Annotated in this window: 19 protein-coding genes; 12 read left to right on the forward strand and 7 right to left on the reverse strand. The window is 67.4% G+C overall.

All coding sequences use genetic code 11. The features are described 5' to 3' along the window. Positions 1-66 precede the first annotated feature (66 nt). Positions 67-888 carry an aldo/keto reductase gene (locus tag ACFZCE_RS23450; RefSeq protein WP_390942928.1) on the forward strand — a complete coding sequence of 274 codons (822 nt, stop codon included), beginning with the start codon at positions 67-69 and terminating at the stop codon, positions 886-888. Between the two features lie 19 nt (positions 889-907). On the opposite strand, the gene ACFZCE_RS23455 is transcribed toward ACFZCE_RS23450, so the two are convergent. Further along, positions 908-1,333 carry a VOC family protein gene (locus tag ACFZCE_RS23455; RefSeq protein WP_390942929.1) on the reverse strand — a complete coding sequence of 142 codons (426 nt, stop codon included), beginning with the start codon at positions 1,331-1,333 and terminating at the stop codon, positions 908-910. A gap of 114 nt (positions 1,334-1,447) precedes the next feature. Between ACFZCE_RS23455 and ACFZCE_RS23460 the strand changes: the two genes are divergently transcribed. After that, entirely contained in the window at positions 1,448-2,323 is an 876-nt protein-coding gene (locus ACFZCE_RS23460) for a LysR substrate-binding domain-containing protein (RefSeq protein WP_390942930.1), read from the forward strand. Between the two features lies 1 nt (position 2,324). On the opposite strand, the gene ftrA is transcribed toward ACFZCE_RS23460, so the two are convergent. Then, a complete protein-coding gene (ftrA, locus tag ACFZCE_RS23465) occupies positions 2,325-3,284 on the reverse strand; it encodes a transcriptional regulator FtrA (RefSeq protein WP_390942931.1) in 960 nt (319 codons plus the stop codon). A gap of 97 nt (positions 3,285-3,381) precedes the next feature. On the opposite strand from ftrA, the gene ACFZCE_RS23470 reads away from it, so the two are divergent. From ACFZCE_RS23470 to ACFZCE_RS23485, 4 genes are all read left to right on the forward strand, one after another. Next, on the forward strand, positions 3,382-3,810 hold the full coding sequence (locus tag ACFZCE_RS23470) for a rhodanese-like domain-containing protein (protein WP_390942932.1): 429 nt from the start codon (positions 3,382-3,384) through the stop codon (positions 3,808-3,810). Between the two features lie 433 nt (positions 3,811-4,243). Then, positions 4,244-4,756: a curlin-associated protein gene (locus tag ACFZCE_RS23475; protein WP_390942933.1), complete on the forward strand. Its 513-nt coding sequence runs from the start codon at positions 4,244-4,246 to the stop codon at positions 4,754-4,756. Between the two features lie 62 nt (positions 4,757-4,818). Further along, positions 4,819-6,048 carry a hypothetical protein gene (locus ACFZCE_RS23480; RefSeq protein ID WP_390942934.1) on the forward strand — a complete coding sequence of 410 codons (1,230 nt, stop codon included), beginning with the start codon at positions 4,819-4,821 and terminating at the stop codon, positions 6,046-6,048. 39 nt (positions 6,049-6,087) lie between these two features. Beyond that, complete coding sequence (locus ACFZCE_RS23485) at positions 6,088-6,699, forward strand: dTMP kinase (RefSeq protein WP_390942935.1); 612 nt, start codon at positions 6,088-6,090, stop codon at positions 6,697-6,699. Between the two features lie 8 nt (positions 6,700-6,707). Here ACFZCE_RS23485 and ACFZCE_RS23490 read toward each other — a convergent pair whose 3' ends face one another. From ACFZCE_RS23490 to ACFZCE_RS23510, 5 genes are all read right to left on the reverse strand, one after another. Beyond that, positions 6,708-9,146 carry a TonB-dependent siderophore receptor gene (locus ACFZCE_RS23490; protein WP_390942936.1) on the reverse strand — a complete coding sequence of 813 codons (2,439 nt, stop codon included), beginning with the start codon at positions 9,144-9,146 and terminating at the stop codon, positions 6,708-6,710. Positions 9,147-9,228: 82 nt separating this feature from the next. Then, positions 9,229-10,215 carry a FecR domain-containing protein gene (locus ACFZCE_RS23495; RefSeq protein ID WP_390942937.1) on the reverse strand — a complete coding sequence of 329 codons (987 nt, stop codon included), beginning with the start codon at positions 10,213-10,215 and terminating at the stop codon, positions 9,229-9,231. After that, positions 10,212-10,727, reverse strand: a complete 516-nt coding sequence (locus ACFZCE_RS23500) for a sigma-70 family RNA polymerase sigma factor (protein WP_390942938.1) — start codon at positions 10,725-10,727, stop codon at positions 10,212-10,214. The genes ACFZCE_RS23495 and ACFZCE_RS23500 overlap by 4 nt, the downstream gene beginning before the upstream one ends. An 82-nt stretch (positions 10,728-10,809) precedes the next feature. Next, positions 10,810-11,961 carry an ATP-binding protein gene (locus tag ACFZCE_RS23505; protein ID WP_390942939.1) on the reverse strand — a complete coding sequence of 384 codons (1,152 nt, stop codon included), beginning with the start codon at positions 11,959-11,961 and terminating at the stop codon, positions 10,810-10,812. After that, on the reverse strand, positions 11,961-12,767 hold the full coding sequence (locus ACFZCE_RS23510; RefSeq protein WP_390942940.1) for an alpha/beta fold hydrolase: 807 nt from the start codon (positions 12,765-12,767) through the stop codon (positions 11,961-11,963). Before ACFZCE_RS23510 ends, ACFZCE_RS23505 begins: the two co-directional genes overlap by 1 nt. Before the next feature lie 199 nt (positions 12,768-12,966). Here ACFZCE_RS23510 and ACFZCE_RS23515 point away from each other — a divergent pair, with 199 nt between their 5' ends. From ACFZCE_RS23515 to ACFZCE_RS23540, 6 genes are all read left to right on the forward strand, one after another. Continuing rightward, on the forward strand, positions 12,967-14,340 hold the full coding sequence (locus ACFZCE_RS23515) for a D-galactonate transporter (RefSeq protein WP_390942941.1): 1,374 nt from the start codon (positions 12,967-12,969) through the stop codon (positions 14,338-14,340). Then, entirely contained in the window at positions 14,340-15,407 is a 1,068-nt protein-coding gene (locus tag ACFZCE_RS23520) for an Ldh family oxidoreductase (RefSeq protein WP_390942942.1), read from the forward strand. The genes ACFZCE_RS23515 and ACFZCE_RS23520 overlap by 1 nt, the downstream gene beginning before the upstream one ends. 39 nt (positions 15,408-15,446) lie before the next feature. Next, entirely contained in the window at positions 15,447-16,484 is a 1,038-nt protein-coding gene (locus tag ACFZCE_RS23525) for a substrate-binding domain-containing protein (RefSeq protein WP_390942943.1), read from the forward strand. 123 nt (positions 16,485-16,607) lie between these two features. Continuing rightward, positions 16,608-17,783, forward strand: a complete 1,176-nt coding sequence (locus ACFZCE_RS23530; protein WP_390942944.1) for an enolase C-terminal domain-like protein — start codon at positions 16,608-16,610, stop codon at positions 17,781-17,783. Between the two features lie 63 nt (positions 17,784-17,846). Further along, a complete protein-coding gene (locus tag ACFZCE_RS23535; protein WP_390942945.1) occupies positions 17,847-18,746 on the forward strand; it encodes a dihydrodipicolinate synthase family protein in 900 nt (299 codons plus the stop codon). A gap of 40 nt (positions 18,747-18,786) precedes the next feature. After that, positions 18,787-20,163, forward strand: coding sequence for an MFS transporter (locus tag ACFZCE_RS23540; RefSeq protein WP_390942946.1), 1,377 nt, complete (start codon positions 18,787-18,789; stop codon positions 20,161-20,163). Positions 20,164-20,191 lie beyond the last annotated feature (28 nt).

Below are 20,191 nucleotides of genomic sequence, written 5' to 3' on the forward strand. Positions count from 1 at the left end.
CATACTTTATTCATCAATGCCATGCATGGGACAGTGGCTTCTCACCTACCCGCACGGAGAACCTCGATGAATACCCTCCTGACCCAAGGCATCCACATTCCCCAACTTGGCTTCGGTACCTTTCGCATGCCCGGCGGTGACTGCCAGCCGGCCGTCGAAAGCGCGCTGGAAGTGGGCTACCGCCATATCGATACCGCCGAGATGTACCAGAACGAAGCCGCGGTCGGCGCAGCCATCGCCGCCGCCGCGCTGCCACGCGAGGCCTTGCACGTGACCACCAAGGTCTGGCATGAACACCTCGGCCCAGGTGCCATCGAACGCGCGTTGGAGAGCAGCCTGGCAAAGCTCGGGCTCGACTACGTGGACCTGTACATGATCCATTGGCCGGCGGCGGGCATGAACCTGCCAGCAGCGCTGCAAGTGCTGGAAGCCCAGCGCCAGGCGGGGCGGATCCGGGCCATTGGTGTGTGCAACTTCAATTTGCCGCTGTTGCGCCTGGCGGTCGAAGAGGTGGGCGCCGCGATTGCCTGCCACCAAGTGGAGTACCACCCGTTTCTCGACCAAGGCCCCATGCTGGCGTACCTGCGCAGCCAGCGCATTCCGCTGGTGGCCTATGCGCCGTTGGCCCAGGGCCGGGCGGCAGCGGACCCCACCTTGGCGCGCATCGGCAGCAAGCATGGCGCCAGCGCCGCGCAAATCGCCATCGCCTGGTTGCTCGATCAGCCGGGGGTGATCGCCATTCCCAAGGCGCAACGGCGCGCCAGCCAGGTGGCCAACTTGCAGGCCGTGAACCTTCGGCTGGATGACCAGGACCGGGCGGCGATCGCCGCCTTGCCAAAGGGCCAGCGTTTTGTCACGCCGCCGTTCGCCCCGCGTTGGGATGCCTGAGGCCACCCGGCCCGCGCGGTCACTTGGCGAACAACTGGCTCATGTCCTTGAACGCCTTGAACTCCAGGGCATTGCCGCAGGGGTCGAAGAGGAACATGGTGGCCTGCTCGCCAACCTCGCCCTTGAAGCGAATGTACGGCTCGATCACGAATGCCGTGCCGCGGGCGCGCAGGCGCTCAGCCAGGGCCTCCCACTCCGGGAAGCTCAGGAGGATGCCGAAGTGCGGCACCGGCACGTTGTGGCCGTCGACCGCGTTGGTGTGGGCCGATTCCTGCGAGGCGGTTTTGGGGTGTTCGTGGATCACCAACTGGTGGCCGTAGAAGTTGAAGTCGACCCAGTGGTCGCTGGAGCGGCCTTCGGCCAGGCCGAACACCTCGCCATAGAAGGCGCGCGCGGCGGCGAGGTCATACACGGGGATAGCAAGGTGGAAAGGCGACAGGCTCACGGGTGGTCCTCGTTGTGTGGGGGAGGTATACGCGCATTCTTGAGTATTTTAATTTCGATGCAAAGCGGATATTTTTGTGCCTGAGAGCCAATAATTCCGATGCTGGTGGGCCTGATGCTTCGTGAAATCCGTACCTTCCTGGCGGTGGCCAAACGCGGCACCTTCGCCGCCGCCGGGCAGCAGGTGGGGCTGACCCAGTCGGCGGTCAGCGCGCAGATCAAGCACCTCGAACAGGCCTTGGGCATCACCTTGTTCGACCGCAGCGCGCGCGCGGCGAGCCTGAATGCCGCCGGCCAGCGCGCGCTGCCGATCGCCGAACAACTGCTCGAGCTGTTCCAGGCCATGGGCCAGCCCGACAGCCTGGACAGCTACCGCGGCGAGCTGCGCATCGGCGCCATCGGCTCGGTGCAAACCGGCCTGTTGCCCGCCGCGCTGGTGCGCTTGCGCGAGCAGGCGCCGCAGATCGACGCCAAGCTGGTGCCGGGGGTGTCGATCAACCTGCTGAGCCAACTGGATGCCGGCGAGCTCGACGTGGCGATCCTGATCCGCCCGCCGTTCGACCTGCCCAGCGACTTGCACTGCGAGGTGATCGCCCGCGAACCCTTCGTGTTGATCACCCCGCCGGCGCTGGCCGGGGAGTGCCCGCTCGCGCTGCTCGAGCAGCAGCCGTTCGTGCGCTATGACCGCGCCTCGTTCGGCGGGCGGCTGGTCAGCCAGTTCCTGCGCGAGCAGCGCATCGAGCCCCGCCAGGTGCTGGAGCTCGATGAACTGGATGCGATCGTGAAGATGGTGCAAAGCGGGCTCGGGGTGTCGTTGATCCCGCTGGCGGGGTTGTGGCTGGAGCGCCGCGAAGGGGTACGGGTGCTTGAGCTGGGCGCGCGGGTGTTCTACCGGGAGCTGGTGCTGATCGAGCGCAGTGCCCAGCGCCAGCGGCCCTTGCAGCAGTTGTTTCGGCGTTGTTTGCCGGGGCAGGGCGCTGCCGCGCGCTGACTCAGCGCTGGCCAAAGCCGCCGCGGTACAACGACGGCGCCAGGCCAACGGCTTTGCGAAACGCCACCCTGAAGCCCTCGACCGAGGCAAAACCGCAACGCTCGGCGATCTGCTCGGTGTTCAGGCCGGTGCTTTCGAGCAGCGCGCGGGCCTGGGCCAGGCGCGCGTGTTGCAGCCAAGCTTTGGGCGCCATGCCGGTGGCCTCATGGAAGCGGCGCAGGAAGGTGCGTTCGCTCATCAACGCCTTGGCCGCCAATTGCGGCACGCTCAGCGGTTCGCTGAGGTGCTCGCGGGCCCACTCCAGCAGCGCCGCGAGGTCATGCCGGGGGGCCTGCGCGACCGGCGCGGCAATGAACTGCGCCTGGCCGCCAGAGCGCTGCGGCGCCATCACCAGGCGCCTGGCCACGGTGTTTGACACATGGGCGCCGAAGTCGCGCTCCACCAGGTGCAGGCAGGCGTCGAGGCCGGCGCTGCTGCCGGCGGAGGTGATCACCGCGCCGTTGTCGACATACAGCACGGCGGGGTCGACCTCGATCGCCGGAAACCGCTGCGCGAGGTCGGTGCTGTAACGCCAGTGGGTGGTGGCGCGCTGGCCATCGAGCAGCCCGGCGGCGGCCAGCACGTAGGCCCCCGAGCAGATCGACAACAGCCGCGCGCCACGCCCATGGGCGGCGCGCAAGGCCGACAGCAAGGCTGGCGGCGGGGGCTCATCGCGGTTGCGCCAGCCGGGGATGATCACCGTGCGGGCCTCGGCCAGGGCCTCGTAGCCGGCATCGGCGTGGATCACAAAGCCGCCCAGCGCGCGCAGCGGGCCTGGGTCGACCGCGACCACGCAGTGGCGGTACCAGGGGAAGTCGAATTCAGGGCGAGGCAAGGCGAACACTTCGATGGCGATGCCAAACTCGAAGGTGCATAAACCGTCGTAGGCCAGGATGGCCACTAAGCCGGGCGCGCTGTGCATTGGCGGAAAACTACCAGTTGATGGCAAATGCGCCACTGTAGCGCAGCGCGGTGCCGCCATACAGTGGTGCCACGTCAATAGCACCCGGAGCCTTGCCATGCCCAATTTGATCCGTGAAATACCCGCCGCCGCGGCGGCTGATGCCTACGCGCACTTCAGCCGGCGCCTGGCGTTCGAAACCGACTGCTCGGATGTGTACCACAGCCAGCAGGCCGGCCAGGCCGACTACGTGCTGGCCGATGTGCGCAGCCCCGCGGCCTTTGCCGCCGGGCATGTGCCCGGCGCCATCAACCTGCCCACCCGCACCCTCAGCGCCGAGCGCCTGGCGGCGTTCCCGGCCGATACGCTGTTTGTGGTGTATTGCGCCGGGCCACACTGCAACGGCGTGCACCGCGCCGCCGCGCGCCTGGCCCAGTTGGGTTACGCGGTCAAGGAAATGCTCGGCGGGGTCACCGGCTGGCTCGATGAGGGCCTGGCGCTGGCGGGCGGCAGTGGTACCCCGGGTGGGGTTGCCTGTGCGTGCTGAGGCCCGGCGCATGGCTTGAGGGCCCTTCGCCCGGCACAGCCGGAGTGCCGGACCACGGCCTCCCACGGGTTCTGTGTTGCCCCGTAAATCAAGCACTTACACAAATCTGGTGGGAGGCCGGCTGTGCCGGGCGGAGGGCCAGTCAGGTCATGCGCTCACTAAAACCACCTGAAGTCATTAGGGCTTTTCATTCCCGATTTGGTGCTCTGATTGCTTAAGTGAACTGCACTCCGGCTGTGCCGGGCGATAGGCCACCCCAGCGAACCTCTGGCGCCACCTTTCCCACCGCCTCGCTTTTGGCGGCCCCGTGCCGCGAGTTTTTTGGCGTATTCGCGGCAAAAACAGCCAGGAACCCAAGGTTTTGCCGGCACCCGCGCAATCCCGGCGGCTGCCGCTAGAGTGTATCTACCTTGTTACCCTGGCTGCCCACCCCATGCCCCACGCCACCTTGTTCACCCGGCTCGTGTTGCCGGCCACCCTGCTGTTGTGCAGCGCCGCGGCCCTGGGCGCGGACCTGGTCAGTGAGAGCCGCTACGCCAGCCTGGCCGTTCGCGGCAGCGCGGTAGACCTGGGCCAGGCCGGTAGCTTCAACCAGGCACGGCTTGACCAAAGCGGCGCCAGCCAAGCCATCTGGCAGCGCCAGGCCGGCAGCGCCAACGCCGCCAACCTGAACCAGGCCGGCGCCAACAGTGTGATCGCCGCCAGCCAGCAGGGGCTGAACAACAGCCTGGCGGTGACCCAGGCCGGCCGCTACAACCAGGCCGCGATCGCCCAGGTGGGCACCGCCAACGCCGCCACCGTGGTGCAGAACGGCAGCTACAACCAAGCGTTCGTGGGCCAGTACGGCAGTGGCAACCAGGCCAGCGTGACCCAGAACGGCTTTGGCGGGCGGGTGACCGTTACCCAGTGGGGCAACCACGGCAGCGCCACCGTCAAGCAGCAATAAGCCGGCCCGCCAGCCCATCGCAACGCTTACCCCCGCCAACGCCCGCACATAAGGACCGCTTCATGAATGCTCGCAAAACCTTCGTCGCCGTTGCCGTACTCGCCGCCCTCAGCGGTGCCGCCGCCGCCCAGAATGGCAGCGTTACCTCGCTGCAAAGTGGCAGCTACAACAGCGTGGTGATCGACCAGGCCGGCGCGGTCGGCTCTTACCTCACTGTTGAGCAAACCGGCAGCAACAACAGCGCCGGCAGCACGGCCCTGGCCGTCAGCCAGAGCAGCGCTCACAGCACCCTGGCGATCACCCAGGCCGGCAGCCTGAACAACGCCGGCGCAAGCCAGAGTGGCGGCGAGCGCAACACCGCCAGCATCACCCAGACCTCGCCCAAAGGCGCCCCGGTGGGCGCCAGCAACAACCCGCAGGCGCTGTTGACCCAGGCCGGTTCCGACAATACCGGGGCGATCGTTCAGGACAACAACCAGTACCGCAGCCTGGCGACGCTGCGGCAAACCGGCACTGGCAACGGCGGCTGGGTGACCCAGCAGGGCAACATCGGCGGCGAAGCCAACCTCAGCCAGAACAACGCCAACAACCGCGCCTGGCTGACGCAAACCTCCAGCAGCTCGGGGTTCGCCGGCATCAGCCAGGATGGCAACGGCAACCAGGGCACCCTCAACCAGGTGCATACGTTGTCTGCCTACGCCAGCGTGAGCCAGGTAGGCACCGGCAACGTCGCCAGCAATAACCAGAGCAACACCGGGCCCAACCTGGGCGGCAGCCGCGCGGTGATCAGCCAGGAGGGCACCAGCAACGTGGCCACCCTGGTGCAGGATGCCAGCTCCGGCAGCCGGGTGACCATCGACCAGCAGAACACCGCCAACGTGGGCACGGTGAACCAACTGGCCACCGGCTTCAGCACGGCCACGCTGCAGCAGGTGGGGGTGGGCAACCGCGGCGACCTGCGCCAGGAAGACGGCTTTCGCAACAACCTGACCGCGCGCCAGAACGTGGGTAACGACAACAGCGTAGTGGCCTACCAGCGCGGCACCGAGCTCAACGCCGACATCGCCCAGGCGGGTAACCTCAACGTGGTCAACAGCCGCCAGACCGGCGACTTCAACGAGGCCACGCTGGCCCAGGTGGGCAGCCAGAACAGCCTGACCCTGAACCAGAGCGGCACCGGCACCCGGTATTTCACCAACAGTGCGCGGGTGACCCAGACCGGCACCGCGCTGAACGCCAACGTGACCCAGGCCGGCGGCGCCGGTAACGTCGCGGTGATCAACCAACGCTGAGCGGGTTAGACTGCGCGCCGGTTCCCCACGGTCCAGCCCATGCCTCGCACTCTGTTCATCGCCCTGGATGGCCCCAAGGGCACCGGCAAGACCACCCTGCTCGAGGCCATCGCCCACGCCCTGCGCGCGGGCAACCGGGCGGTGGTGCGGTTGAGCGAGCGCAACCACGACCCTGACCGGGCCGGCACCATGGCGCTGGTCAACCAGCTCGCCCGCCAGCCCTGCCAGGCACTTGAGTGGCAGGTGTGCCAGCGCCTGGCCGCCAGCCGCGGTTGGATCAGCCAGCATGTGCTGCCGCAGCAGCCGCCGGGCTGCATCATCCTGATCGACCGCTGGTACCCCTCCGACGCGGCGTTTCGCCGGCTGGTGCCGTTTGCCGAGGTCTTGCAACTGAACCTCGCCCAGGGCGTGCGAGTACCCGACCTGCACGTGGGGGTGGTCACCGCGCCAGAGGTGTCCTGGGCCAGGGCCGCCGCCCGGGGCCGCGGGCTGGGCAGCACGGTGCTGCGCGACCTGGCGGCGCAGGCGGCCTGCACCGAAGCGTTCGAGCGCGCGGCCGCGGAGCAGGGCTGGGTGGTGTGCCGTAATGAGGGCACCGTGGAGCAGGCAACCCGGCAGGTGGTGGCGGAGATTGCCAAGGTGATGGGCTGAGGGCTCTCCTAGAAATCCCAGCGCGTGGTCAGCATCAGGTTGCGCGGCTCACCCCAGTAGCTGGTGTCGAAGTTGCCCAGCCCGCTGAGGTAGCGCTTGTCGAACACGTTGTTGGCATTGAGCGCGACGCTCAGGTGCTCGTTGTGCTGATAGCGCGCCATCAGGTCGACCAAACTGAAGCCACCCTGCTTGATGCGGGTGTAGTCGCCCGCGCTGTTGCTGTAGATCTGCCCGTAAAAGCCGCTTTGGTAGCTGATGCCACCGCCCACGGTGACCTTCTCCAGCGCCCCCGGCAGGCGGTAGCTGGTGAACAGCCGCGCCACGTGCTCCGGTTTGGTGGTCATCAACGGGTAGCCGTAGACACGCTGGCCATCGGCGTCACGGGTGCGGGCATAGGTGTAGCCGGCGGCCAGGTTCCAGCCGTCGCGCAACTCGCCGGCCAGCTCCAGCTCCACGCCTTGGGTGGTGGCGCCGTCGATGGCTTTGTAAATGCCTTCGTTGGTCACCGGGTTGGTCCCGATGGCCTCGGCGACGTTGTCTTGTTCGAGGCGAAACAGCGCCAGGCGGCCATTGAGCTGGCCGCCCAGCCAGGCCGCTTTCAGGCCGGTTTCGTAGCTGTGGCCTTCCACCGGGTCGAGGGTTGCGCCGTTGGCGTCTTTATACACTTGCGGTTGGTAGATCGAGGTGTAGCTGGCGTACACCGAGTACACCTCGCTGAGGTCGTAGACCACTCCGGCGTAGGGCGTGACCGCGCCGTGCTGCTGGTAGGCGGCATGGGTGTCGTCCAGGCCGCTGCCGGCGTTGTAGGCGTAGTCTTCGTTGTACTTGAAGGTACTGACGCGGCCACCGAGGATGATCGCCAGATCATCCGTAGGGCGCAGGCGGGTAGCGAGGTAAAGGCCGTTCTGGCTTTGGGTGCGTTCGTATTTACCGTTCTTGGGGAAGGTCTGCTCGGCGAGGTGGCCGTTCCACTCGAAGATGCTCCCGGGGACTTCGCTGAAGGCCGAGGTGTCGTAGGTGGCGCCGGTCTGGCGGGAATGCGAGGCCATGAAGCCGGCCACCAGTTCATGCTCGCGGCCGCCGAGGGTGAAGGGGCCCGACACATTGATGTCAGCGGTGTTCTGCACGCGGTGGCCTTCCCAGCGGCCCCAGTAGAGGAACATGCCTTCGCCGGTCACTGGGTCAGGGTTGCCGCCGCTGGCCGAGGCCAGGCGGGTGTCATGCTCGGTGGTGCGCTGGTCGAGGCTGAGCTTGAGTTTCCAGTCGTTGGCCAGCGCTTGCTCCAGGTTGGCGAAGTAGGTCAGCGAATTGAAATCCCGCCGGCTCCAGTCCGCGCCCGGGTTGAAGCTGCGGGAGAAGTCCGTGCGGCTGCCGTCTGAGTAGTACACCGGGTTGCCGGTCCAGGTCGAACCCCGCGGCGTCACGGCCTGCTGATCGATGCCGAAGGTCGCGGTGGTGCCGGGCGCCAGGTCGGCTTCGAGCACGCCGTAGAACAGGTTCTTCTTTTGCGAGTAGTGGTCTTGGTACGACTGCCGGTCCTGGTAGGCGCCGACCACTCGCCCGCGCAGGCTGCCGCTGGCGTTGAGCGGCCCGGAGAGGTCCGCTTCGCTGCGGTAGTTGTCCCAACTGCCGGCGCTGGCGCTGACCGAGGCCTTGAAGTCGCGGGTGGGCTTTTTACGCACCAGGTTGACGGTCGCCGACGGGTCGCCGGAGCCAGTCATCAAGCCGGTGGCGCCCTTGATCACTTCGACGCGGTCGATAGTGGCCATGTCGACGTGGGTGGTGCCTTCGTCGTACACGCCATCGTAAATGGTGTTGATGCCGTCGTACTGGTAGTTGGTGATCGCGAAACCGCGCGCCGAATACTCCATGCGCTCGCTGTCATAAGCCTGGCGCGACACGCCCGGGGTATTGCGCAGCACGTCGCCGATGTCCAGCGCGCCATGGTCGTCGATCTGCTGGCGGGTCACCACGGTGACCGATTGCGGCGTTTCGCGCAGGGTCAGCGGCAGCTTGGTGGCGGTGGTGGTGGTGCCGGTGGTGTAGGCGCCGGTGTCTTCGGTGATCAAGCCCAGGGCCATGCCGGAGATCGACGTGGCCGGCAACTGGATGGCCGAGCCCTGCGCCGCGCGAACGAAGGTATAGCGCCCGTCTGCCTGGCGCACCGCCACCACTTGGGTGCCTTGCAGCAGCAATTGCAAGGCGGTGTCGGCCGTGTAATCACCCTGCAGCGGCGTGCTGGTTTGCCCACGGGTCAGTTCTTCGGGGAACGACAACAGCAGTTGCGCCTGTTGCCCCAACTGGTTGAGGGCGCTGGCCAAGGGCGCGGCCGGGATGTCGTAGTGGCGCACCTCGCTGCCTGCGGCAGCGGCCCAGTTGGGCAGCAAGGCGCAACCCAGAACGCTGAGCGCGGGTGCGTGAAAGAACGAGCGGGGGCTGTAGTGCATGGGGGGCCGTTTCCTGTGAATGCGGTGTTCTGGCCTATGAGTCTCGCCAGAACACGAAACGGCTCAGCACCGGCGGTTTTTTTCAGGCATGGCCCGCGGGCTGGCGCAGGTTCACCCACAGCCGGGTGAAACGCTGCACTTCGAGCTTGAGCGTGGTGGCCACCGCGTCGATGGCGCGCTCGCTGTCGGCCACGGGGAAGGTGCCCCACACCGGCAGGTTGGCCAAGGCCTCGTCGCAGCCCAGGTGGCCCTGCCGATAACGCCCCAGTTCGCCGAGAAACGCCTGCAATGGCTGGCCATGGGCAACCAGCATGCCTTGCGCCCAGGCGCTGGCCGCCGGTTCCAGGGCGCTGCGCTGGGGGGCTGCGCCCGCGCTGAAATAGGCCTGCTCGCCGGCTTTGAGCAGCAGCGTGCCGGCGGCATCCACAGGGCTGGCTTGCAGCGTACCGCGCAGCACCGCCAGCAGCGTGCCGCCGCCGCTCAGTTGCCGGGCACTGAAGCGAGCGTTGGCCGCGGTGGCCTGCAGTTGGCCGGTGTAAAGCTGCAGCGGCGGGGCCACGGTGGTGTCGACCAGCACTTCGCCAGCGAGCAGGTCGATACGCCATTGTGTGTCGCTACGCCGGGCATTGACCGCGCTGCGGGTGTTGAGCAACAACTCGAGCTGGCTGCTCAGCCGCACCCGGCGCTGTTCACCGGTGGCGGTGCTGTAGTCGGCATACAAGGGTTGCAGCAGCGCGGTGTCGCGGGCACGCCAGGCACCGCCGGCGGCCAGCAGCAGCGCCAGGCCGGTGAGCGCCCGGCGGCGGCTGATGGCCGGGCCCGCGGGGGTGAGCAGCGCGCGTTTGGCCAAGGCCAGGTCACCGGCCTGGCGCAACAGGCCCATCTGCGTGGCCAGCGCCTGCGCGCGTTGCCAGGCGCGCTCATGGCTGGGGTGGGCGCCGCGCCAGGCGGCGAAGGCCGCCAGGGTAGGGGCATCGGCGTCGTTGCCTTGCAGCTCGAGCCACCACTGCATGGCCTGTTCGCAGGCCTCCAGGGGCAGCGCTGCGTCGGCTGCCTCGGTGCGGCTCATGAGCCGCCCAGCCCCGGCCCGGCCACCATCAGGCAGCGCGCGCCGGCCTTGACGATGTAGCGCTTGACCGTGGCGATCGACACCTGCAGCCGCTCGGCGATCTCGCCGTGGGCGAGGCCGTCCAGTTGTGACCACAAGAAGGCTTGGCGCACCGGTATGGCCAGTTGGCCCAGGGCTTCATCCAACTGCACCAGGGTTTCGAACAGGATCAACTGCGTGGCGAGGTCCGGGCCGGCGTGCTCCGGGGCGGCCATCAACTGCTCGAGGTAGGCTTTTTCCAGGCGCGCGCGGCGGTAGTGGTTGGCCAGCACGCTGCGCGCGACCTTCGCCAGGAACGGCCGCGGCTGGCGCACCTGCAGCGCTTCGCTGCTGGTCAGCAGGCGCATGAAGGTGTCTTGCATCAGGTCCGCGGCGCGGTGCGAGCAGTCCAGTTGCCGGTACAGCCAGCCGCGCAGCCAGCGGTGCTGTTGCGCGTAAAGCTGGGTGAGTTGGGTGGCGTCGACGGAGGGCATGGGCGGGCAGGTCGATAAGTGGTTATTTCTTAATGAGACTTAATATCATAAAAGAGGCGCGGGTGTATCCCCGTATCTGCACTTAAAGCCTGCCGAGGGTGAAGCGAAACGTCGTGCCCTGGCCATCTTCCGAGCTCACCGACACCTGCCCGCCATGGGCGTGGATGATCTTGCGCACGATGTACAGCCCCAGGCCAACGCTGTGGATGTCGCCCGCCTGGGTACCGCGCACCATCGGGTCGAACAAGCCTTCGCGGATGCCCGGTGGGATCGCCGCGCCGGCGTTGTGCACGCTGACTTCAAGGCCCTCGGCGCGGTGGGCGGTGCACAGCGTGATCGGCTCGCCGGGTGTGCCATAGGCCACCGCGTTGGCCACCAGGTTGGTCAGCACCTGCTGGATGCGGTCGCTGTCGAAGCAGGCGCTGGCGCAGTCGCGGGTGAGGTACACCAGCCGCGCCTGGGGGAAGGCCACCGCCAGTTCCTCGACGCACTGCGCCACCACTGGGCTCAGTGGCTGCGGCTGAGGGGCCACATGGATGCCCTGGCCGACCTTCGCCGAGGTGAAGTCGAGCAGGTCGCGCACCAGCCGGTTGGCGCGTTGCGCGGCCTGGCGGATATGGCTGGCCAGGCGCGCCTGGCGCGCGGGGTTGGCGGCCTTGGCCAGCAGCTCGCTGGCCATGGAAATCGCGCTGAGCGGGGTTTTCAGGTCGTGGCTGACGATCGCCACCATCTGCTCGGCGAAACTGGCCCGCTTGGTCGCTTCGGCGTAGGCCTGTTCCAGCTGCGCCTGGGCCAGCAGCAGGGCGGCTTCAGCCTGGGTTTTTTCCTGCAGGGCAGTTTCGGCCAGGGCCCTGGCCTCGAGGAGCTGTTTTTCGTAACGGTCGCGGTCAACGCTTTCGAACAGCGCCAGGTGATGCAGGCACTGCCCGTCGCGTTCCTCGCGCACGCCGTTGACCAGCACGCTGAGCCGGCGCCCCTCGGGGCCGAGCAGCTCAAGCTTGACTTCGCGCACCGAGCCTTGCATGCGCATCAACGGCAACCAGTGGGTTTGATGGAAGATCCGCCCGCCGACGCTGAGAAATTCCTGGAAGCGGCGCCCCTCGAGGGTGCTCGGCGCGCCCCCCACCCACGCGGCGAAGGCTTGGTTGGCCTGCAGCACGGTGCCGTCTTCGCGGGTGAGCAACAGGCCACAGGCGGCGTGTTGGTAAAGCCAGCCTGGGCCGGGGGCGTGCACTAGGCCAGCCCCAGCCGGGCGAGAAACCCGTCGATGGCCGCGGCGCACTGGCTGGGGGCGCTCAGGTGCGGGCAATGGCCAATGTTGTCGATCACGCAGAGGCTGCTGTTGGGCATCGCCGCGTGCAGGTATTCACCCACCTCGGGCGGGGCGATGATGTCTTCCAGCGACTGCAGGATCAGCGCCGGGGTGGCCAGGCCGCGGACGTCCTGGCGGTTGTCGGAGAGAAAGGTGAGCCGCGCGAATTGCTTGGCGATCTCGGGGTCGGTGCGGCAAAAACTGTTGGTGAGTTCATCGCCCAGCGCCGGTTGGCCGGGCGCGCCCATGATCGCCGGCGCCATGTTGCTGGCCCACCCCAGGTAATTGCTCTCGAGGGTGGCCAGCAGCGAGTCGATGTCACCGCGCTCGAAGCCGCCGGTGTAGCCGGGGTGGTTGATGTAGCAAGGGGAGGGGCCGACCATCACGTGGCCGGCGATCGAGCCGGGCACGGCGAGGTCGGCCAGCACCGCGATCATCGCGCTCACCGAATGGCCGATCACCACCACCGGGCCCTCGCCGTATTCGGCGATCAACTCGGCGAGGTCGCTGGCGTAGCCCTGCAGCGAGCTGTACTTGTGCCGGTCGTAGCCGGCCAGGGTGGCCTGGCCGGCGCCGACCAAGTCGTAGGTGATCAGCTTGAAGCGCCCCGCGAAGTGCGGCGCCAACAGCCGCCACATGCTCTGGTCGCAGCCAAAGCCGTGGGAGAACACCAGCGTCGCGGCGCCCTGGCCTGCGACCTTCACGTTGTTACGGGTGCGCAGATCCATGTCGGCCCTTCCTGATGAGCGCACGAGTGTGAGCCGTGGCGGGCGGGCCGGCAAGCCTTATATGCGCGCCTTGCCCGAGGGCCTTTGCCCGGCGCGGCCACGGGCGCCCGGCTTGACAGGGCGGCGATATGCCCTAAAACTGATAGCGCTATCTAGTCATGCATCAACAATAACAAACCAGAGACAGACGGAGAGCCCCATGCCCCTATCCGCCAAGGCGCAACCCGCCATTGCGCGCACCGCGAGCGTTGCCCGAACCCATATGCGCTACTACGTGCTGGCGCTGATCCTGCTGGTCACCGCGATCAACCTGGGTGACCGCGCCAACCTGTCGATCGCCGGCAACGGCATGGCCCAGGAGCTGGGCCTCGACGCCGTTGCCATGGGCTACCTGTTCTCGGCGTTCGCCTGGGCCTACGTGCTCGGGCAACTGCCCGGCGGCTGGATACTCGACCGCTTCAACTCGGTGAAGGTCTATGGCGCGGCGCTGTTCCTCTGGTCGTTCTTCACCTTCCTGCAGGGCACCTTGAGCTGGCTGCCGGCCGGGATGGTGGTGGCCACGTTGTTCGTGTTGCGCTTCATGGTGGGGTTCGTCGAGGCGCCGATCTACCCGGCCAACAACTACATCGTCTCGGCCTGGTTCCCGCTCAAGGAGCGTGGCCTGGCCACGGCGGTGTTCAGCTCGGCCCAGTACGTGGCGGTGATGCTGTTCGTGCCGGTCATGGGCGCGCTCAGCCATGCGCTGAGCTGGCACTACGTGTTCTGGTTCATGGGCGCGCTGGGCATGCTGGTGTCGCTGTTCTGGTTCTGGCAGATGCGCAGCCCCGACCAGCACCCCCGGGTGAATGCGCAAGAGCTGGCCTACCTGCGCGACAACGGCGCGTTGATCGACATCGAAAGCGCCAAGGGCAAGGCCGCGCCGCCGAAACTGGCGGCCATCGCCATCCTGTTCAAAAGCCGGATGATGCTGGGCATTTACATCGGCCAGTACTGCATCACCGCGCTGCAGTATTTTTTCATCACCTGGTTCCCGATCTACCTGGTCAAGGGCCGCGGCATGAACATCCTCGAAGTGGGCTTCGTCGCGACCTTGCCGGCGATCTGCGGGTTTGCCGGCAGCATTCTCTGCGGGGTGTTGTCCGACGCGCTGCTCAAGCGCACCGGCTCGGTGACCATCGCCCGCAAAACCCCGTTCATCCTCGGCATGGCGATGGCCATGGGGCTGGTGTTCTGTAACTTCACCGAGTCGTTGTACGTGGTGGTGGCGCTGATGTGCCTGGCGCTGTTCGGCAAGGGCCTGGCGCAGATTGGCCTGGCGGTGGTGGTCGACACCTCGCCGCCGGCGATCGTGGGCATGGCCACCGGCGTGTTCGGCATTGCCGGCAACCTCTCCGGGATCGTCACCCCGATCGTGATCGGCTACACGGTGCAGGCCACTGGGTCGTTCATCATCGCGCTGTATTTCGTCGCGGCCCACGCGCTGCTGGCCACCCTCAGCTACCTGCTACTGGTCGGCCGCCTGCGCCGGCTGGACCAACCCGAACAACCGATCAACGTGCCAGGAGCCCACTGATGGCCGAGCCAACCCAGCGTTTTACCCACGCCAGCCTGGTGCTGTTTTCCCAGCGGTTGCTGGCCCAGGCCGGGGTGCCGAGCGAACGCGCCGAGCCGATGCTGCAGCGGATGCTCGATGCCGACCTGCTCGGCCACCGCACCCACGGCCTGTGGTTCATGAGCGCCTACCTCGAGCGCATCGCCGCCGGGCACATCCGCCCCCAGGCGCAGCCACGGGTGCTGCAAGACCTGCCCGGCAGCTTTGCCTGGGATGCCCAGCGCGCGCCGGGCGCCTGGGTGATGCAGCAGGCCAGCGCGCAACTGCTCGAGCGGGCCGGCAGCCAGGGCGTCGCCAGCGCGAGCATCGCCGATTGTTCCCACATCGGCTGCCTGCAGGCGTACCTGTTGCCACTGGTCGAGCAGGGCCTGCTGGTGACCCTCTACGTGACCAACCCCGGCATCCGCTCGGTGGCGCCGTTCGGTGGCCGCGACCCGGTGCTGACCACCAACCCGGTGGCCTGGGGCATTCCCACCCGCGGCGCACCGCTGTTGATCGACCAATGCACCTCGGTGGCCAGCAATACCTTCTTCAAAACCTTCGCGCAGAACGGCCAGCGGCTGCCCCAGGCCTGGCTGCTGGATGCCGAAGGCTACCCCAGCGACGACCCCGCGGTGCTGCAGGGCGAACACCCCGGCAGCATCCTCCCGCTGGGTGGCCTGGAACATGGCTACAAGGGCTTTGGCCTGGGCCTGATGGTCGAGGCCTTCAGCCTGGCGCTGGGTGGCAGCGGCCGGCGCCAGCGGCCCGACATGTACGGCCAGGGCGTGTTCATCCAAGTGCTGGCCCCGGCGGCCTTTGCCGGGCGCGAGGCGTTTCTCGATGAAATGGACGCGTTGGTCGCCAGCTGCCGGGCCAGCCGCCCACGGCCCGGCGGCCGGCCGGTGCGCCTGCCGGGCGAGCGGGCCTTGGCCGAGCGCCAGGCGCAATTGGCCGAAGGCGTGGTGCTGGCGCCGGAGGTGCTGGCGCGCCTGCGGCCATGGGCGCAGCGCTACGCGGTGCCGATGCCTGACGCGATAGCGCTATAGGCGCTACTATGGGCACCCGTTTTGCCCCGAGGCCTGGCCATGAGCGATACCCCGACCACCCGACCCGCCCCCCGCGTGCGGCGCAGCCGTGGGGGTGTAACCCTCAGCGACGTGGCGCGCGAGGCCGGTGTGGCGCTGATGACCGCCTCGCGGGCGCTGAACAAGCCACACATGGTGTCTGCCGAGCTGGTCGAGCGGGTCAAGGCCGCGGTGGTGAAAACCGGCTACGTCGCCAACCTGCTGGCGTCCGGGCTGGCCTCGGCGCAAAGTTTTTTCGTGGCGGTGCTGGTGCCCAACATCGCCTCGCTGATGTACCTGGAGTTTCTGCAAACCCTGCGCAGTGAGCTGGCCCAGGCGGGCTACCAGGTGATCCTCGGCGAAAACGACTACGACGACGCCCAGGAAGCGGCGCTGATCGAAACCCTGGTGGCGCGGCGCCCCGATGCCATTGTGCTGGTGGGCACCGCGCGCACCGAGCTGGGCCGCCAGCGGCTGGCGGCGTCGGGCATCCCGGTGGTCGAAACCTGGGACCTGTGCGCGCAGCCGGTCGGCATGCTGGTGGGGTTCTCCCAGGCGGGGGTAGGCCGCGCGGTGGCCGGCTACCTGCTCGACCGCGGCTACCGCCGGCTGGCGCTGATCAACGCCGACGACCCTCGCGCCGCGCAGCGCGCCGAGGGCTTTCGCGCGGCGGTCGGCGAGCGCTTTCCTGGCGCCTCGCTGCCGGCGCAGGTGATCAAGGCGCCCAGTTCGCTCGGGGCGGGGCGGCAGGCCCTGGGGGCGCTGCTGGACCAGCACCCCGGCCTGCAAGCGGTGTTCTGCACCTCCGACATGGTCGCCCTGGGCGCGCTCACCGAAGCCCGGGCGCGGGGCATTCAGGTGCCGGAGCAGTTGGCGATCATCGGCTACGGCGACCTCAACTTCGCCGCCGACACCGAGCCGTCGCTGACCACCGTGCGCGCCGATGGCCGCGCCATCGCCCTCGGGGCCGCGCAGCTGGTGGTGCGCCACTGCCGCGGCGAGCGTGACTGCGCGCCGGTCAACGTGGGCTTCGAGATTATCCGCCGCGCCTCTGCCTGAAAGCCGAATATCCCTTGGCCGGGCCCTTGCGGGCTTAGCTAGATAGCGCTAGCATGATCATAGCTTGATAGCGCTATCTAGTTAGCGCCGGGATGTTCAACAACAACAATTGGAGGCAGGCCCATGGCCCATATCACCCGCGTAGAGATCTTCGACTTCACCTACGAGGTGCATAACCTCGCCGCCCAGGGCGAGCACACCCACAACCACGTGGCGTACAAGAAGGGCGGCAAGATGAAGCTGGCCAAGTACGCCATCGTCATCGAAACCAACGAAGGCGCCCGGGGTGAATACGTGGCGATGTGGGGCGGCACCCGCCCGGCGCTGGCGCAGTCGCTGATGCTCGCGCCCGACCTGCTCGGCCGCGACCCGGACCACCGCGAGGCGCTGTACGACGAGTTCAAGCGCAAGCTGCACCACTTCGACCACATGGGCCATGGCCCGATCGACATCGCCCTGTGGGACCTCACCGGCAAACAGCTCAATGCGTCGATCTCGACCTTGCTGGGCAGCTATCGCTCACGCCTGAAGGCCTACGCCAGCACCTTCCACGGCGACCGCAACGGTGGGCTGGACAGCCCGGAAGCCTACGGCGAGTTCGCCCTGCGCTGCCGCGAGATGGGCTACACCGGCTACAAGATCCACGGCTGGTTCGACGGCAACCCGAAAGAAGAAGCCGCGGCCATCCTGGCCACCCGCAAGGCCGTGGGCAACAGCATGGAGCTGATGTACGACGGCGCCTGTGACCTCAAGACCTTCGCCGACGCGCTGTACGTCGGCAAGGCCTGCGACGAGGCCGAGTACTTCTGGTTCGAAGACCCGTACCGCGACGCCGGGTTGTCTGCGTTCTCCCATAAAAAGTTGCGCGAGATGCTGAAAACCCCGCTGCTGATTGGCGAGCACGTGCGCGGGCTGGAGCCGAAGGCGGACTTTCTCGTTGCCGGCGGCACGGACTTCATGCGGGTAGACCCTGAATACGACATGGGCATCACCGGCGCGATCAAGACCGCGCGGCTGGCCGAGGCCTTTGGCCTGGACGTTGAAATCCATGCCGTGGGCCCGGCGCACCGGCACGTGATGGGCGCGATCCGCAACTCCAACTTCTACGAAGTCGCCCTGGTGGGGCCGGACTGCGCCAACAACATCCCGCAGGTGTACAGCTGTGGCTACTCCGACCAGATCGACTGCATCGCCAACGACGGCACCGTGCCGGTGCCTACCGGGCCAGGCCTGGGGGTGAGCTATGACTGGGACTACATCAAGCGCCACACCACCGCGCACCACGTGTTCCAGCTCTAAGCCCTATCGCCCGGCACCGCCAGCCCCCTGCAGGAGGCTGGCAAGCATACTTTCGGAGGCAACATGCTCAATAACGCAAAAGGCGTGTATATCGTTGCGCAAACCCCGTTCGACGAGGCGGGTAATGTCGATTTGCATAGCATCGACACCCTGGTGGATTTTTACATTCAGCACGGCGCCAACGGCTTCACCGTGCTCGGCGTCAGCGGCGAGGCCGGCAAGCTCAATGCCGACGAAGCCCGGCAGGTGGCGCAGCGCTACATCCAGCGCGCCGGCGGCCTGCCGGTGATCATCGGTGTCAGCAACCCGAGCCTGGCGCAGTTGGCCAGCTTCAGCAACGAGGCGATGGACCTCGGCGCCGCCGGGGTGATGATCGCGCCACCCAGCGGCCTGCAAACCGACGAAGACCTGCTCGGTTACTTCGCCGAAGCCTTCCGCCGGATCGAAGGCACCCCCACGGTGCTGCAGGATTTTCCCTTCGCCTCGAAAGTGGCGATGTCGGTGCCGTTGATCCACCAATTGATCGAGCGCCACGCCGAAATCCAGCTGATCAAGGAAGAAGACCTACCGTGCCTGAACAAGATCAGCCGGCTGCGCGAAGGCGCTGGCCGGCGGGTGGCGATTCTCACCGGCAACAACGCCATGTACCTGCCGCTGGAGCTGCAGCGTGGCGCCGACGGGCCGATGGCCGGGTTCTCCTACCCAGAGATGCTCAGCCAGGTCTATGCACTGCACCAGCAGGGCCGCGCCGACGAGGCCGATGACCTGTTCGACCTTTACCTGCCATTGCTGCGCTACGAGGCCATGGGCTTCTGGGGCGTGTGCGCGCGCAAGGAGGTGATGCGCCGCCGCGGCGCGATCCGCCACGCCACCCTGCGCACGCCCGGGCCGAAGCTGTCGGGCCACGACCTCGCCGAGCTCGACCGGCTGGTGGCCCGGCTGGAGCGCCGCCTGGGCCGCTGACCGTTTTGCCTTCCCCTACAAGAACAATTGGAGGCACGCAATGACTACCCCTTCCTCGGGGCCGGGTACGGCCCAGAAGCGTACGCGTACGCGCTATGTGACCCTGGCCATGCTGGTCATCGCCAGTGCCGTGGCGCTGGCCGACCGGGCCAACCTGTCCATCGCCGGTTCCGCCATGTCGGCGGAGCTGGGCATCACCCCGGTGCAGTTGGGCTTTCTGTTCTCGGCGTTTTCCTGGGCCTACGTGCTCGGCCAGTTGCCCGCCGGCTGGATGCTCGACCGCTTCGGCGCCATCCGGGTGTACGGCATCGCCCTGTTTGGCTGGTCGCTGCTGACCCTGGCTCAGGGCTTCATCGGCCTTGGCCCCGCGGCGCTGGCGGTCACCCTGCTGTTTGCCCTGCGGTTTTTGATGGGGCTGGTCGAGGCGCCGCTGTCGCCGGGCAACAGCAGCATCACCGCCAGTTGGTTCCCGGTGGCGGAGCGGGGCACCGCCACGTCCATCTACAATTCCGCGCAGTACGTGGCGGTGCTGTTGTTCGTGCCGTTCATGGGCTTGCTGGTGGGGCACGTGAACTGGGAGAGCGTGTTCTGGGTGATGGGGGTGATCGGCATGGCCCTGGCGTTGGTCTGGGCGAGGATTATGTACATGCCTGGCCAGCACCCGCGCATCAATACGCTGGAGCTGGCCCACCTGCGCGAGGGCGGCGCCAACCTCGACGGCGGCACGGTCCAGGGCGAGCGGCAGAAGGTGCGCCTGGCCGACCTCAAGCTGTTCCTCGGCAGCCGGCAGATGCTCGGCATCTATATCGGCCAGTACTGCCTGGCGTCGATGCAGTACTTCTTCCTGACCTGGTTCCCGATCTACCTGGTCAAGGGCCGCGGCATGAACATCGTCGAGGTCGGTTTCGTCGCGTCGCTGCCGGCGATTGCCGGGTTTGCCGGCGGCATTCTCGGTGGGGTGATCTCCGACAGCCTGACCCGCCGCGGCTTCAGTTTGTCCGTGGCGCGCAAGGTGCCGTTCGTGACCGGCATGCTGTTGTCGTCCAGCGTGGTGCTGTGCAACTTTGTCGGTTCCACCTATGCGGCGGTGGCGATCGTGACCCTCGCGCTGTTCGGCAAGGGCCTGAGCGCGGTGAACTTCGCGTTGATCGCAGACACCTCGCCACGCCACCTGGTGGGCTTTGCCGGCGGGCTGTTCAACCTGTTCGGGAGTATTTCCGGGATCGTTACGCCGATCGTGATCGGCTACGCGGTGCAGGCCACGGGCTCGTTCACCGAAGCGCTGTGGTTCGTCGGCGCCCATGGCGCGGTGGCGGCGCTGGCGTACCTGTGCGTGGTCGGCAAGATCGGCCCGGTGCACCCGCAAGGCGCGCACGGCGGCGCTGCCGGGGTGCTGAGCAGCGCGCCTCGTGCATGAGCTTCAGGGCCCTTCGCCCGGCACAGCC

The sequence above is a fragment of the Pseudomonas sp. NPDC007930 genome (genome assembly GCF_042958985.1).
In the GTDB taxonomy this organism is placed as follows: Bacteria; Pseudomonadota; Gammaproteobacteria; order Pseudomonadales; family Pseudomonadaceae; genus Aquipseudomonas.